This is a genomic window from Mesorhizobium sp. WSM4823, assembly GCF_055811195.1.
In genome coordinates, this window is record NZ_JBVVQL010000006.1 from 200687 (window position 1) to 216643 (window position 15957).

General features: G+C 64.2%; 4 protein-coding genes. 3 read left to right on the forward strand and 1 reads right to left on the reverse strand.

The genetic code is table 11. From position 1 onward, the window contains the following. Window positions 1-10: 10 nt before the first annotated feature. Complete coding sequence (locus AC0L26_RS17960) at window positions 11-5500, reverse strand: alpha-2-macroglobulin family protein (RefSeq protein WP_473633751.1); 5490 nt, start codon at window positions 5498-5500, stop codon at window positions 11-13. 377 nt (window positions 5501-5877) lie between these two features. Here AC0L26_RS17960 and AC0L26_RS17965 point away from each other — a divergent pair, with 377 nt between their 5' ends. The 3 genes from AC0L26_RS17965 (at window position 5878) to AC0L26_RS17975 (ending at window position 15860) form a co-directional block, all read left to right on the forward strand. Next, complete coding sequence (locus tag AC0L26_RS17965) at window positions 5878-7806, forward strand: autotransporter assembly complex protein TamA (protein WP_473633752.1); 1929 nt, start codon at window positions 5878-5880, stop codon at window positions 7804-7806. Further along, complete coding sequence (locus tag AC0L26_RS17970; RefSeq protein WP_473633753.1) at window positions 7806-13853, forward strand: translocation/assembly module TamB domain-containing protein; 6048 nt, start codon at window positions 7806-7808, stop codon at window positions 13851-13853. The genes AC0L26_RS17965 and AC0L26_RS17970 overlap by 1 nt, the downstream gene beginning before the upstream one ends. A 354-nt stretch (window positions 13854-14207) precedes the next feature. Beyond that, on the forward strand, window positions 14208-15860 hold the full coding sequence (locus AC0L26_RS17975; protein ID WP_473633754.1) for an ABC transporter substrate-binding protein: 1653 nt from the start codon (window positions 14208-14210) through the stop codon (window positions 15858-15860). The last annotated feature ends 97 nt before the right edge of the window (window positions 15861-15957 follow it).

Below are 15957 nucleotides of genomic sequence, written 5' to 3' on the forward strand. Positions count from 1 at the left end.
CATCGGCCCTTTACGGCGCCTTGACCTCCATCATCCCGGTCGCGGTGCGGGCCGAATATTGCGGCCGGTACATGTCCTCGACCGTTGCCGCCGGATGGGCATAGGTGCCCGGCGTCACCGCGCGCACGACATAGGCGAGCGTGATGTTGCGGTCGCCGTCGCCATCGTTCGGATTGAAGGCCGCGACGAAACGGTCGTCGCGGAATTCGAGATGGGCGGCGTCGGTCTGGGCCAGCCAGGAGAAGTTCGACAACTGGGCGCTGGAAACCAGGCCCGGATTGTCGATCTCGAAGCCGGCCGGCAGCAGATCGGTGATCACGAGCCGCGACGGCCATTTATTCTGCTCGTAGATGTTGAGCACGACGACATAGCGTTCGTTCTGGGTCGCCTCGGTGACGTTGGCTTCGGTGCCGTCGAGCTTGTAATAGGTGCGGCCGATGGTGAAGCCATTGCCGCTGGCCGGCAGCGGCTGGATCGGCGAGGCGACCGTGGTGACGACCGCCTGCAGCGGGTTGCTGCCGGTATTGGCGACGGTCAGCGGGCTGTCGAGCAGGTCGCTGCCGGCGATCTGGTCCGAATAGGCGCCGGCATGCGGCGCGCCGTTGATGGTCAGAGCGATCGCATCATTGCCGGCCTTCAGCGCGCGGGCCGCCAGCAGCATCCAGGACTCGTCCTGCGTGCTGGTCCACCTGACGGCGGCGCGTTCCTTCGTCACCAGCTTGATCAGCGCCGGCACGATCGTCGGCACCGGCTTCGATTCGGCGGCAAGCGCCAGCATCGCCGCGCCGTCACGCAGCGGTGAGCCATAGTCGGACCTGTAGTAGTCGTATGCGGACGTTGAACTGGCCAGCTGCAGCGCGGCGTGGAAGGTGGCTTCCGAGCGCTGCGTGTCGCCGTAGAGCGCCAGGCCCGCGGCCAATTGGGCAAGGGCCATCGGACTCGTAAAGGCTTCGAGCTGCGTGTCGGCATAGTAGCGCAGATCGCCGATCGAGGCCTTCTTGTTGCGGGCCAGCACATAGAGCGCATAGGCGATCTCGCTTCCGCGATCCTTGACGTCCTGGTCGTAGCCGATCGAGTTTTGCAGATTGCTCAGCGCCTGGTTCATCGCCAAGGCCGGCACCTCGTATTTCTGCTCGCGCGCCCGGGTCAGGAAATCGGTGACATAGGCGTCAAGCCATAGATCGCCGGAGCCCGGACCCCACAGGCCGAAGCTGCCGGCCGAGGCCTGATAGCTCAGCACCTTGTAGATGGCGTCCTGGATGCGGCCGCGCAGGTCGGGGTCGCTGGCCATGCCGATGCCCGAGGCCATGTCGTTGACATAGAGAAGCGGCATGGCACGGCTGGTGGTCTGCTCGGCGCAGCCATAGGGGTAGCGGTCAAGCGTCATCAAGAGCGACGGCACGTCGAAGGCCGCCGCCTGTGAAACGCCGACGCTGACCGAAGCGCCGTCGAGCAGGCTTGCCGCCAGCAGCTCCTTGTCGACGCGCAGCGACCCGCCATTGCCCTTGAGGCCGACCACCATGCGGGTGGTGACAGGCAATTGCGCCGGGCGCACCGGCACATAGAGCGTCTGCTCGACAGCAGTGCCGTCGGCATGCGCGAGCTTGACGGTGATCGAGGCGTTGCCCGGCGTTTGAGCCACCAGCGGCACGGTCAGCGTCTGCCGCTTGCCTTTGGCCAGCGTCAGCTTTTCGGGCAGGGTGGCATTGCCGGTCGAAAGATCGCCTGTCGTGTCGATGGTAAGCGCATAGTCGCCCTCCGGACCGTCGGCGTCGGTGACGTCGAGCCGCATGACGGCCGAATCGCCGGGCGCCAGGAAGCGTGGCAGGCCGGCGGTGATCACCACCGGATCGCGCACGATCAAATCGGACTGGGCATGGCCGACCCCGTCCCTGGTCCAGGCGACGGCCATGACGCGCACGGTGCCGTTGAACTGCGGGATGTCGAAGTCGATCCGCGCCTTGCCATCGGCGTCCAGCTGGACCGGACCGGAGAAGAAGGCGACCAGCTTTTCGGTCGGCGGACTGCCTTGCGACTGCATGTTGGCGCCGTCGCCGCCGGTGCGCAGTCTGCCTGACGTGCCCAGCGATCCGTCGATCAGCCGGCCGTAGAGGTCGCGTACCTCAAGGCCGAGCATGCGCTGGCCGAAGAACCAGGTCTCCGGATCCGGCGTCTTGTAATTGGTCAGGTTGAGGATGCCGACATCGACGGCCGCGACCGTGACATAGGCATTGGCACCCGGCTGCACGCCGGCCACGGAAACCGGGATCGACAGCTGCTGGCGCGGCATGGTCTTGTCCGGCGGCGTCAAGGTGACGGCGAGCTTCTTCGAGCCCGGATCGACCTTCAGCCATTTGACGCCGATGGCGCGCGCCGGCATGCGCGTTTCCTGCGCATCGCCAGGCCTGAACAGCGTTGCCGTGACATAGGCGCCGGCGCCCCAGTCGTCGCCGACCGGGATGTCGATGCTGCTGCCGCCGGCCGGCACGGTTGCCGTGACGGTCTTCAACAGCTTGTCGGCGCCAATGGTGACGAGCAGCTCGCCGGCAAAATGCGGCGAAACCTTCAGCTTGGCCACTTCGCCCGCCGCATACATTTCCTTGTCGAGAGCGATTTCGAGACCGTCGGGCGTTTCGGTGGTGGTGGAGGAGACATACCACCCGGCGTCGAACTCGTAGCTGGTCGCCGGGCCTTCCGGATCCGATGTCTCGATCTCGAGCCGGTAGCGGCCCCAGTCGACCGGCAGCGAAACGGTGGCCTCGCCGTCAGCGGTGAGGTCGACCTGGCCGTTGGCTACCGACTTGGTGAAGGTGACCGGCTCGTAGTTCCAGGAATTGCTCGAGCGGTACCATTGGTAATTCCGTTCGACCTTGACCAGCGACCATTGCGCGCCCTGCAGCGCCTCGCGCTTGCCGTCGGGATCGACGGCGATCAAGCCGAATTTCGCCGTGCCGCCTTGCGGCACCTCGTCGCCGTCGAAATCCGGACGGATGCCGATCATATGGCCTTGCGGGCGGATGCCGATGCTAAGCGAGCGCTCGACGGCGCGGCCGCCGGTCTCGCGCATCCTGACCGTAACCTTGGCATCGACGAGCTTGGTGGTCGAGGGCAACTGATCGACGGAAACCGGGAAGGTCGCCTTGCCGTCCTCGCCAACCACCGGCAGGCCGGCAAAAGGCGTGACCGACGGTTCCGCCGACTGCTCGTCGGCGAGGCCGAAGGAATAGCCCTTGAAACGATCCCAGTCACGGGTGGTCGACAGCGTTAACTCGCCTTCGAGCGCCAGCCCGGCGGCCGGCGCGCCATAAAGGAAGCGGCCGTCGACGGTGACGTTGGCGGTTTCGCCCTGCGCGATCTCCTGCTTGTCGGAGGACAGGTCGAACTCGATGCGATCCGGGACGAAGTCCTCGACCAGGAACATGTGGCTGGCGACCGCCGCCTGCTTGGGATCGGTGTGGATCGCCACCGTCCAGGTGCCGCGCATGGCGTTGGGTTCGAGCGGCAGGTCGACGGCATGGCCGCCGGCCGATGCGCCGTCGCTGACGATGCGGCGGTTCTCGACGCCGTCGGGGCGGGTGAAGATGAAGGTCAGCGGCAGGTTCTCGACCGCCTTGGCGGCGCTGTCGCGGGCGAGCGCTGCAACATGGACGTCTTCGCCGGCGCGGTAAATGCCGCGTTCGGTCCAGGCATAGACGTCGAGCGCGCCCGGCGCCGTGCGCCCGGTGACGCCCCGATCCGACAGGTCGAAGCCGGCGCGGCCCATGTCGAGAAAGACGAAGTCGCTGTCGCCCTGTTTGGCTGTCAGCACAGCCGGCACCATGCCGCCGTCGCCGCGCGTCAGGCCGGGGTTGAAGACGGCGCGGCCTTCTGCATCCGTGATCGCAGTGCCGAGGATTTCATTGTTCCTGGCGAGCAGCGTCAGTTCGGCACCTGATATCGGCTTGGCGGTTCCGAGCGAACGGGCAAAGACGTTCAGCCCATCCTGTCCGGTATAGGTGGACAGGCCGATGTCGGAGACGACGAACCATTGCGTGGCGCGCGAATCATAGTCTTCGTTGTCATCGTCGTTCTCGTCGACCGGTTGCGCGGTCAACACATAGACGCCGGGCTTGCGCTGCGGCAGCGCTTCGTCGACCGGGAAGGACGTTGTGACTTCCTTGTTCAAGTCGTTGGCGATGTCGAGCTGGCCTTGCCAGACCGGCTCGCCCATCTGGCTGGAGATGTTGGAGATGTCGTAGCCGTCAAGTTGGCGCAGGAACTGGTAGCCGGACAGAAGCTGGGTCAGCGAGCGGTCGCCGATGCGGTAGAGCTTCATTTCGGCGGCGTTCATGTTGACGGTGACGACCGGGATGCCGCGGCGCACGCCGGCCGGCAGCACGAAGCTGTCGCCGGTGAAACGAGCGGACGGGGCGCGGTCCTGCACATAGATCGACAGCACCACCGGGGCGGTGATCACCTCGCCGATGGCGGCCGGCAGGCCGGGGCGGAAGGTCACGTCGTAATGCTGGCCGTGCTCGAGCCCTTCGACGCAGATCTGTTTGTCCTTGGCCTCGACGCCCTTGGGGGCGGCGTTGTCGACGGTGACGAATTGCGAATAGTCGACGCCGGTCTTGACCAATTCCTCGGAAAACTGCGCGCAGATGCGCGGCGCGCTGGTGTCGGCTTCGACCGTGTGCTCGACGACTCGGAAACCCTTGCGGGCTTTCAAATCTTCATAGTCGGCCTTGACCGCCGGCGAATTGACGAGCGCAAGGCTCGCTTCGTAAGCCTGCAGGGCGGGCCGCGAGAGATCGCGGCGATCGAGCCCGGCGGCGAGCAGGGCCAGCACGTCGGCGCGCGTCTTGGTGGTGCGCAGCAATTTGTAGGCGTTGAAGCCGGCGGAGGTGGCGTTCGCAGGCAAGGTAGACGTCTCCGCGCTGTTGGCGGCCGGCTGTACGGCAAGCGTTTCCTGCGTCAGTTCGAACCAGAGCTGGCCGTCGTCGGGTGACACCGAAACCAAAGCCTCGTATTTTTCCATCGCCGAGCGGTGGTCGCCGGTCAGCGACGCCTGTTCGGCCGCCGCCTTCAGCGCCGCCAGCCCTTCGGTGGGCTTGGTGTAGGCCGGGCCGGTGAGCCGGTTGCGGTATTGCTGGGCCTGGTCGGCCATCCAGGCGGGGAAGAAGGCGAGTTCCGGCGGCGCGCCGATATCGGGGTCGCCTTCGATGTTGACGACCTTGCCGGCGACGGCGCCTTTGAAGGGCTTCAGCAAATTATAGTCGGATTTGAGAAAACACCATTTGGCCTTGGGGTTGTAAGTGAAGGCGCGGCAGGCGGGATCGCCGAGACATGTCGTCTTGCACTGGTCGAGACTGACATTCTGGTCGGATCTGAGATCGAAACCGAAATAATCGGAATTGTCCGATGTCACCACCCGGCGCGCTTCGGCCGCTTGCGCGACACTGCCCCAGGCGAAAAGGAGAAGGAAAAGGATCGATAGACCACGAGCCGCGCGCATTGCCATAACACCCCTCCAGACACTGCTTTTCGCATCGGCCCGAAAATCGAAATCGGTTTTCGGAAAGCACGATGCGACACTTCAAAGTCTTGCCGCGTACCTTGTGCGTCCGGATGGACGCACGTCGCTCTAACGTCCAGACATGTTCAAGCTTCAATCCGGCTTGTCAACACAAGGACACTGCAGGTTCCGCCTGCCGACGGTTTCCTTTCCGGCCGATCGCCGGTAGTACCTCCATAGGGCAGGGATCACGCTTTCTTGCGGCGACGCAGAAGGTGTGAATTCCAAGCCCTGTCTATTTCAGACAATTGGATTGTGGCTCCTTTACGAGCAATTCAGAACTTCATTCCAATTTTAGCTTTGGGAGCTAGTGTAGAGTTGTAATGTTGGCGTACGAGAGGCAGATGTGGAGAGGAAAAGCGCCACGGCGTGTGCTTTTGCACGCCTTGCTTTTCGCCTTGCTGTGCTCGACTGCATTGGTTTCGGCGAGCGGAAATGCGGCCGCTTTCGAGATCTTCGGCATCAAGCTGTGGGGATCGTCGGAGGATGAAGACGCCGACATCGTCGATCCGCTGCGCTATGCGGTTACCATCGAAGCGCCCGATGCCGACGAGGATCTCGTTAAGAAGCTCGAAAATGCCTCGGCGCTGAAGGCCGACGAAGAACGTCCGGTCTCCGGTTCGCTCGGCCTGATGGCCAAGGCGCGCGGCGACCGCGATCAGCTTATCGCCGCACTTTACGCGGACGCCCGCTACGAGGGCGTCGTCACCATCACGATCGAGGGCAAGCCGCTCGACGATTTGCCGCCCGACGCCGAATTTTCCGGTCCGCAGCCTATCCCGGTGGTGATCAACGTTGCGACCGGGCCGAAATTCACGCTTGGCGATATCAGGCTGGAGGGCGACGCGGCGGGACTGGCGAGCGCCGACTTCGGCCTGATCGCCGGCGGCGATGCCGGTTCCGGTGCCGTGCTCAAGGCCGAGGTCTCGATCGTGCGGGCGCTCAAAGAGGAAGGCAGGCCGCTGGCCAAGGTGACGGACCGGGAGATCATTGCCGACCACGCCACCTCTACGCTCGACGTGACGCTAACCGTGGCGGCCGGGCCGGTTGCCGGTTACGGCGACACCACGGTCGAGGGGACCGAGAAGGTCGACCGCGATTTCACCGAATACATGACCGGCCTGGAGCGCGGCCGCCAATATTCGCCGGAAGAGGTCGACGAGGCGCGCGACCGGCTGCTCGGGCTGGAAGTTTTCAACAGCGTGACGCTGAAGGAGGCCGACAGTCTCGACGCCGACGGCAACATCCCGATCGGCGTCGAAGTAAGCGAGCGCAAGCCGCGCTATTTCGGTCTTGGCGGCACCTTCTCCAACACCGAGGGGCTCGGCCTCGAAGGCTATTGGGGCCACCGCAATCTGTTCGGCCGTGCCGAAAAGCTGCGCATCGAGGGTGCAATCAGCGGCATCGGCAGCAACGACCTGACCGAGCTCAACTACAATGCCGGCATCATGTTCGAAAAGCCGGGCGTGGTCGGGCCGTCATCGAAGTTCTTCGCGGGCGTCAACACCGTGTTGGAGCATCCCGATGCGTATGATCATTTCTCGGTCAAGGGCAATACCGGCCTGTCTTATGAACTCGACAAGCAGCAGACGGTTTCCGCGGAAGTCGCGCTCGACTATTCGAAGATCACCGATTCTTTCGGCAAGCACACCTATCTGATCGCCAGCGTTCCGCTGCGATATGTCTATGACAATCGCGACAGCCGGCTGAACCCGACGAAGGGATTCAGGCTGCTGGCCTATGCCGAGCCGAGCTACGATATTTTGAACGGCGCGGCCTTCGTCAAGCTGAGGGGCGAGGGATCGGCCTATCAGTCGCTCGACACGGCTTCCAAGTTCATCTTGGCCGAACGCGTCGCCATTGGCTCGATCATCGGTGCCGGCCTTCAGGATGTTCCGGCGGACCGGCGCTTCTATTCCGGTGGCGGCGGCTCGGTGCGCGGTTATGCCTATCAGGGCATCGGTCCGAAGGACATCGACGGGCAGCCGATCGGCGGGCTCTCCTTCTTCGAAACCTCGCTCGAGATGCGCATTGCCGTCACCGATACGATCGGCGTCGTGCCGTTCGTCGATGCCGGCACTGTCTCGACCGAGCAATTCCCGGATTTTTCCGACATGAAGGTCGGCGCCGGCGTCGGCTTGCGCTATATTACGCCGTTCGGGCCGCTGCGCATCGATGCGGCGGTGCCGCTCAATCGGGGTCCCGACGACCCGCGTTTCGGCATCTATGCCGGCATCGGTCAGGCGTTCTGATGGCAATGTTCAAGCGCATCCTCCGCATTGTCCTTTACACGCTGCTCGTCGTGGTGGCGGCGGTGGTCGGTGCGCTCGTCGTGCTGACCAAGACGGAGCGCGGCCGCGACAATCTCGCCGGCATCATTTCGACCATGGCGTCGACCGATGACCGAAAGGTCACGGTCAGCGGCATCGACGGCATCTGGTCCGGCGCGCTGACTGTCGACCATGTGATACTGGAGGATCGCCAGGGCGCCTGGCTGGTGGCGCGCAAGGTGGCAGTCGACTGGTCGCCGCTTGCTCTTTTGTCGAAAAACTTCAGCGCCGGCCGCATCGCCGCCGATCGGATCGAACTGGCGCGGTTGCCGGTGGCGAGCACACAGCCGAGCCAAGGCGCCACCACGCTGCCGGTGTCGCTCGACATCAAGCAGATCGACCTGCCCGAAATCGCGCTTGGGCAGGCCCTGGCCGGCAGCGGTATCGCAGAACTCGCGGCCAAAGGTTCGTTCAAGGCGGACGCGGCGCCATTGGCGCTCGAAACGAGCCTCAACATCACCCGCCACGATGGCAAGGAAGGTAAGGTCGACGCCAACGTCCATTTCGCGCCCGCCGACAACAAGCTCGACCTCGACCTGAAGGCGTCCGAGCCGGCCGGCGGCATCATCGCCAATCTGCTCAAGCTGCCGGATGCGCCTCCGGTCGACATCGTCGTCACGGGCACGGGGCCGGTCGCCAACTGGAGCGGCATCGGCACCTTCGTCGTCGACGGTCAGATCGTCACCCAGCTGACCGGCCGTCATCAGCTTACCGACAAGGGCAACTATGTCGAGGCCAAGGGCGACGGCGACTTCCAGCGCTTCATACCCGACAATCTGAAACCCTTGTTTGCCGGCAAGACCAGCTTCGACCTTGCCGGAACCGCGATCGTGACGGGCGGCGTCGAAGTCGAGCGCGCCAGCATCGACAGCGATGCGGTGCATGGCACCGCCGCGGGTATCATCGACCCCAATGGGGCCAGCGATCTTTCGGTGGAGCTCGCCGCCAAGGGTCCGCCGATCGTCCTCAGCCTCGGTACTGCGGCGCAGCCGGTGACCGTCGCGATCACCGGCGCCACGGCCCGCGCGTTCGGCGGCGGCAAAGCGCCGATCATCGATATCGGCGCGTCTCTGGTTTCGGTGGTGGCGGGCGGCACGCGAGTGGACGATCTGGCGGCTGAAATCCATTCCGACGGCTTCGACATCCAAGACCGCAGCGGACCGGTCACCATCAAGCTTGCGGCCGGCGGCCTGAACACCGACGTGGCGACGCTGGCGCCGCTGGTGACCGGCAGGGTGACAGCGGATCTCGCCGGATCGGTCAGCAAGGAGGGGATCCTCCTCGATCAAGGCACGCTGCGCAGCGCCGCGCTCAATGCCTCGGTGACGGCCAATGTGACGCTGGCCGATCTGGCGATGACGCTCAAGATGAATGCCGATGCCGTTTCGACGGCGCTGCCGCCGCAGATCCGCTCGGTTCTCGGCGAGCGCGTGACATTCTCGGCGACAGCAACGCGTGACCCGCAGGGTTCCTTTGCCGCCAATGCGCTGCAATTTACCTCGGGCTCGCTCAGCGCCAGCGGCACCGCCAGCGCGATCGGCACCGACATTCAGGCCGACATCAAAGGCACGCTCGGCGACGTTTCGGTGCTGTCGCCCATGGTTGGCGTACCGGTCGGCGGGGCCGTCGATTTCGCGCTGACGGCGAGCGGCGCGCGCTCGGCGCCGGATTTCTCGGTTTCGGCCGACAGCGACAGCCTTACGGCGTCCGGTCATACGGTCAAGACGATCAAGCTGGCGGCGACCGGGAAGGCCGACATCGCCAACCCTGCCGCCGATGTCTCCCTAACCGGGTCTGTCGACGACCAGCCGCTCGATCTCAGGGCATCATTGGTCACGAATGACGGAAAGCGTTCGCTCAGCGGGCTAAGCCTGTCGCTGGCCGACAACAAGGTCTCGGGCGATCTCGCTCTCGGCGACGGCTTGCTGCCGCTGGGGACGTTGGCACTCGAAGCGCCCGATATCGGCCCCCTGGCCGCACTTGCCGGGCAGACGGCGACGGGCGACGTGCAGGGCAGCATCCGGTTCTCGAATGATGATGGCGTGCCAGCAGTTGCCATCGACATGACAAGCGGGTCCATTTCGCGCGGCGACCTGGCGGCGAAGACTATTGCCGTCAATGCGCTGGTCGCCAACTATCTCAAGGGCCCGGCAATCTCCGGCACGATCAAGGCCGATACGGTCACATCAGGCGCCACCGTGATCAGCGGCATCGGGGTCGATCTGAAGCGCGATGGCGACTGGACCGGGTTTACCGGCGGCGCCACCGTGGCCGGGATCCCGGCGACGGCCGAAGGCAGGGTGAAGATCGCGGACGGCACGACAAGTGTCGAGATCGCCTCGGGTGAAGCGACCATCCGCGGCATCAAGGCAGCGATTGCGCAGCCGTCGAGCTTGAGCATCGCCAATGGCGCGGCCAGCATCGAGAAGCTGATGCTCGGTGTCGGCGGCGGATCGGTCAACGTGTCCGGCACCGCCGGCCAGACGCTCGACCTCGCGGCAGAATTTTCCGCATTGCCGGCCGCCCTCGCCAATGATCTTTCACCCGGCCTCGACGCCGCGGGCGCGCTCAGCGGAACAGCTGAAGTGACGGGGCCGTCGGCTGCCCCGGACATTCGTTTCAATGCACAACTCGACGGCGCCGAAACCAGCCAGACGCGCCAGGCGGGGCTCGGTCCGCTCAATGTCAATGCGGCAGGCAGTTTCTCCTCCGCTGGCGGCATTGCCATTGATCGAGCGACGCTCGCCGGCGACAAGATTTCGGGCAAGGCCGCCGGCACTATCAATCCAAACGGCATCAGCGATTTTGCGCTCGACCTGGCCTCGATCGGCCCGAGCCTGCCGCTGGCGCTTGGCAGCGCCGAAAGCCCGATCAAGCTCGAGCTGCAGGCGCTTTCGGTAAAGGCTGCGGGGCAGGGCACGCAGCCGAAGGTCGATATCTCCGCTGTCCTGCCTTCGGTCGCGACGAATTTCACCAATGTCGAGGGGCTCACCCTTTCATTGCACTCGGACGCCTTCGACGTGAAAAGCCGGACGGGGCCGATCTCCGGCACGGTGACGGCGGACAAGATCGGCCTGGACAATCCGACCATCGCGCCGCTGATCGCCGGCAAGATCACAGCCAAGGTCGCCGGCAGCCTCGCTGTCGACACCGTCGTCATCGACAGCGGGTCGGTGACGGGCGATGCGCTGAACACCGGCTTCAACGGAAGGGTCTCGCTGGCCAACGGCGCCATCGATCTCAACCTCAGGGCGGATGCGGCTTCCGCAGCACTGCCGGCGGCAGCGCGCGGTGTGCTCGCCGAGCGAACGGAACTCAGTGCCGCGCTGAAGCGCGACGCCAAAGGCAATGTCACCGCTAACGCAATCCGGCTGGTGTCCGGCGCGCTGACCGCTGACGGGCAAGCCAGCCTTGCCGACAACAAACTCGCCGCCGATATCAAGGGCGTGCTGGCCGACATCTCGCTTCTGTCCAGGGATGCCAAAGGCGCCATCGCTTTCGCGCTGAACGCGCAAGGCGCCAGCACCGCGCCCGACCTGTCGCTGACGGTGAACAGCGACCGCCTTTCGGTGGCCGAACGCGAGATCACCGGGCTGAGGCTCACCGCAACCGGCAAGGCCGATGCCGCCAACCCGGCGGCCGATGTACGGCTGACCGGAAATGTCGCGGGCCAGGCCCTGCAAGGCAGCGCCGTGCTGGCAACGTCCGACGGCAAGCGCGCCATCAACGGGCTTCTGCTGTCGCTCGGCAAAAACCGGGTATCGGGCGACCTGGCACTCGATAATGCCTTCGTGCCCGATGGCACCGTGGCGCTCGACCTGCCTGACATCGGACCGCTCGCAGCGCTTGCGCTGGAAAAGGCGGAAGGCGACGTGCGCGGCACGATTGTCTTCTCGAAAACCAACAATGCGCCTGAGGTCACCATCAGGGCTTCGACGGCTTCGATTTCGCGCGGCGATCTCTCGGCAAAGACGGTCAACATCGATGCGCAGATCGCCAACTATCTCGCGGCACCGGTGATCTCCGGAAAGATTCGTGCCGACAGCGTCACTTCCGGCGGCACCGTCATTCGCGGCATCGACGTCGATCTAAAGCGTGACGGCAACTGGACCGGCTTTTCCGGCGGCGCCACCGTTAAGGACATTCCAGCCAGGGCCGCCGGCCGCGTCAGGATCGCCGAGGGCATGACGACGGTCGAGCTCACCTCCGGCGAGGCGACCATGCGCGGCATCAAGGCGGCGATCGCCCAGGCCTCGACCATAACCATCGCCAACGGCACGACCAGCCTGGACAGGGTCGTGCTCAACCTCGGCGGCGGCACGGCGACGGTTTCGGGCAAGGCCGGGCAGGCGCTCGATCTGAACGCGACGCTGGCGCGGGTGCCGATCTCGCTTGCCAATAGTTTTTCGCCGGGCCTCGATGCCGCCGGCTCGATTTCGGGCACGGTGAAGGTGACGGGCGCGCCGGCCAATCCGGCCGTTGCCTTCAACATCGACGCCGCAGGCGTTCAGACGTCGCAGACCCGCGGCGCCGGTTTCGGCGGCATGGGTGTTTCGTCCTCCGGTACGTATTCGGGCAACAGACTGGCCTTCGACGCCAATATGAGCGACGGCGCCGGCCTCGGTCTCAAGGGCGGCGGCACAGTGGCGACATCAGGCACACCCACTCTTGATCTCGACTTTTCCGGCAAGGTGCCGTTCGCTTTCCTCACCCGGACGCTCGCCGCGCAAGGCCTGTCGTTGAGCGGCGCGGCCGACGTCAATCTGCAGGTGCGCGGCCCGGCGACATCGCCGGTGATCTCAGGCACGGTCCGTACGTCAGGCGCTCGCCTGATCGATGCACGCTCCGGCCTTGCGATCAATGATATCGCCGCGGATGTCGCAATCGGCGGTGGCGTGGCCAGGATCAACCGCCTGACCGGCACGCTGTCGACGCGCGGCAGCCTGTCGGCCAACGGCACCGTCGGCATCGTTCCGGCGCAAGGTTTTCCGGCCGACCTGTCGGTCAAGCTCGTCGACGGCCGCTATACCGACGGCAGGGTGGTCACCGCCAATCTCGGCGGCGACCTGACGATCAAGGGGCCGCTCGCGTCGGCGCCGGTGATTTCGGGCACGATCAATCTGGCCAAGACCGTGATCACCGTTCCCGAAAAGCTGCCGGGCTCGCTGGCCGCGCTCGATGTCAAGCACAGGAACGCGCCGGCCGCAGTACGCGCGCAGGAAAAGGCGTTGCGCCCGGCGACGGCGAGCGGCGGCAGTGGCGGCAGCGGCCTCAACCTCGACGTCACCGTCAACGCGCCGAGCCAGATCTTCATCCAGGGCAGGGGTGTCGATGCCGAGCTTGGTGGTTCGCTGCGGCTGACCGGCCCGGCATCGTCGCCGCAAGCGGTCGGCACCTTTGATTTGCAGCGTGGGCGGCTGACGATTCTCGCCAAGCGGCTGACCTTCACCGAAGGCACGGTCGGCTTTTCAGGGTCGCTGGTGCCTTATCTCAATCTCACAGCGACATCGACGACGAACAGCGCCACCGTCACCATCGTGGTGTCTGGCGAGGCGACCAATCCGAAATTCAACTTCTCGTCGGTGCCGGCGCTGCCGGAAGACGAGGTTCTGGCGCAGCTGATCTTCGGCCGCTCTATGTCGAACCTGTCGCCGCTGCAGATCGCCCAGCTTGCCGAAGCCGCCGCGCAACTGGCCGGTGTCGGCGGCTCGACCTCGCTGCTTCAGAACCTTCGCAGCGCGATCGGCGTCGACGATCTCGACGTCATCACTGACGAGGAGGGCGGCACCGCCGTCTCGGCGGGCAAATATCTGAACGACCGTACCTATGTGACGATCCAGAAGGGCGACAAGCCGGGTTCGGGCAGGGCGGCGATCGATTTCAATGTCGGGCGCGGCGTCAAATTGCGCGGCGAGGCCACCGATGCCGGCGAAGCCAAGGGCGGCGTTTTTTACGAACGCGAATACTAAAGCCAGCCGGCATGGCGCCACGGTTTTTGGCACCATGCTCGGGATTGGGCTGGCGCTGTGCAAGCCCTGGCGCATGACCCAGAACACCGGATCGGTTTCGAAAGGATGTGTCCAAGATTACCGCGCCGAGTGAGGCTTGGCGCCGCGGCGAATGTCTCAGTTTAATCGATGCCGGAGATTCGAACGAAATCTGCCGGGCAGTAGCAATTTTGCGCCAAGACTGTCGTTATCACGCGAACCGCTTCCCTTCCAAAGTTGCACATTCTTTGGGATGTTCCCAATTCGTGCTGTTTTTGACATCATGGCCCGGATGCGGAATGGTAAAAGGCAGAAAGCCAACAATGGGAGTTCGTGATGACAATCTTTAGGAGTAATGGCGATCGCGTTCCGGATCACATCCATGCAATGGCCGAAGAAGCCAGGGCCGGACGTGTCGATCGCCGTGAGTTTCTCGCTTTGGCCAGCGTTTTCGGCGCGTCCACGGCAATGGCCTATGGCATGATCGGACTTGCCGATCCGACGCCGGCGAGAGCGCAGGACGCGGAGGCCAAGAAAGGCGGCATACTGAAAGTCGCGATGTGGATCAAGGATCCGAAGGATCCGCGCAAGGCCGACTGGTCGGAAATCGCCAATGCCGAGCGCCAGGCGCTCGAGCCGTTGGTCAAATACACAACCGAATACACGTTCCGTCCCTACCTGCTCGAAAGCTGGGACGTCAACGACGATGCCACCGAGTACACGCTGCATGTGCGCAAGGACGTGACGTGGTCGAACGGCGATCCGTTCACCGCCGAGGACGTGATCTTCAACATTCGTCGCTGGGCCGACAAGAAGGCCGAGGGCAATTCCATGCCCGGCCGACTCGGTTCGCTTGTCAAGGAGGACAAGCTGGACGAAAGCGCGGTGACCAAGGTCGACGATTTGACCGTGAAGCTGAAGCTCGACACGCCTGATATCGCGCTCATTCCCAACATGTGCGACTATCCCGGCCTCATCGTTCACAAGACCTTCGACGAAAAGGGCGGCGATTTCAAAGCCTGCCCGATCGGCACTGGTCCGTTTGAACTCGTCTCCTACGATGTTGGCCAGAAAGTCGTCTACAAGCGCCGCGAAGACAACAAGTGGTGGGACGGCGAGGTGTTCCTCGACGGCATCGAGTTCATCGACTACGGCACCGATCCCGCGGCCACGGTCAGCGCCTTCGAATCAGGAGAGGTCCATACCAATTTCGAGACGTCGGCCGACTACGTGTCGATCCTCGACGGTGTCGACCTGATCAAGTACGAGGTGGTCACCGCAGCGACGATCGTCTGCCGCACCAATGTGGCCAACAAGCCTTACGATGACCAGAAGGTTCGCAATGCGCTGCAGCTTGCGGTCGACAACGCTGTCGTGCTCCAGCTCGGCAACGGCAATGCCGGTACTGTCGCCGAAAACCACCATGTTGCCCCGATCCATCCGGAATACTATGAGTTGGCAAAGGTTGCACGCGACCCGGCCAAGGCGAAGGCGCTGATGGAAGAAGCCGGTCAGGCCGATTTCGAGCACGAGCTGATCACGGTCGACGAGGACTGGCACAAGAACACCGGTGATGCGATCGCCGCGCAGATGCGCGACGCCGGCATCAAGGTGAAGCGCACGGTGCTGCCGGGTTCGACGTTCTGGAACGACTGGACTAAGTATCCGCTGTCGATGACCAACTGGAACATGCGGCCGCTCGGCGTCCAGGTTCTGGCGATCGGCTATCGTACCGGCGAAGCCTGGAACGAAAGCGCCTGGTCGAATCCCGAATGGGACGCCAAGCTCAACGCGGCGCTTTCGGTCGCTGACGCGGCCAAGCGCAAGGAGATGATGAAGGACATCGAGCAGATCCTGCAGGATTCCGGTATCATCATCCAGCCGTATTGGCGCAAGCTCTACAGCCACTCGGTGGCTGCCGTTAAGAACTATGCCATGCATCCGACATACGAGCGCGATTACGGCAAGATCTGGCTCGACGAGGCCTGATCCGATCGATCGTGGAAGGGGCGGTTCGCCCCTTCCACCCACTCCACGCATGATTCCACAACCGAAAGTCGGCGCAGCAAACAAGGCGCGAACACTT

Excerpts from the sequence above, each read along its gene's own strand:
- AC0L26_RS17960 (WP_473633751.1), bottom strand. The coding sequence starts at position 5,500 with ATGGCAATGCGCGCGGCTCGTGGTCTATCGATCCTTTTCCTTCTCCTT.
- AC0L26_RS17965 (WP_473633752.1), top strand. The coding sequence starts at position 5,878 with ATGTTGGCGTACGAGAGGCAGATGTGGAGAGGAAAAGCGCCACGGCGT.
- AC0L26_RS17970 (WP_473633753.1), top strand. The coding sequence starts at position 7,806 with ATGGCAATGTTCAAGCGCATCCTCCGCATTGTCCTTTACACGCTGCTC.
- AC0L26_RS17975 (WP_473633754.1), top strand. The coding sequence starts at position 14,208 with ATGACAATCTTTAGGAGTAATGGCGATCGCGTTCCGGATCACATCCAT.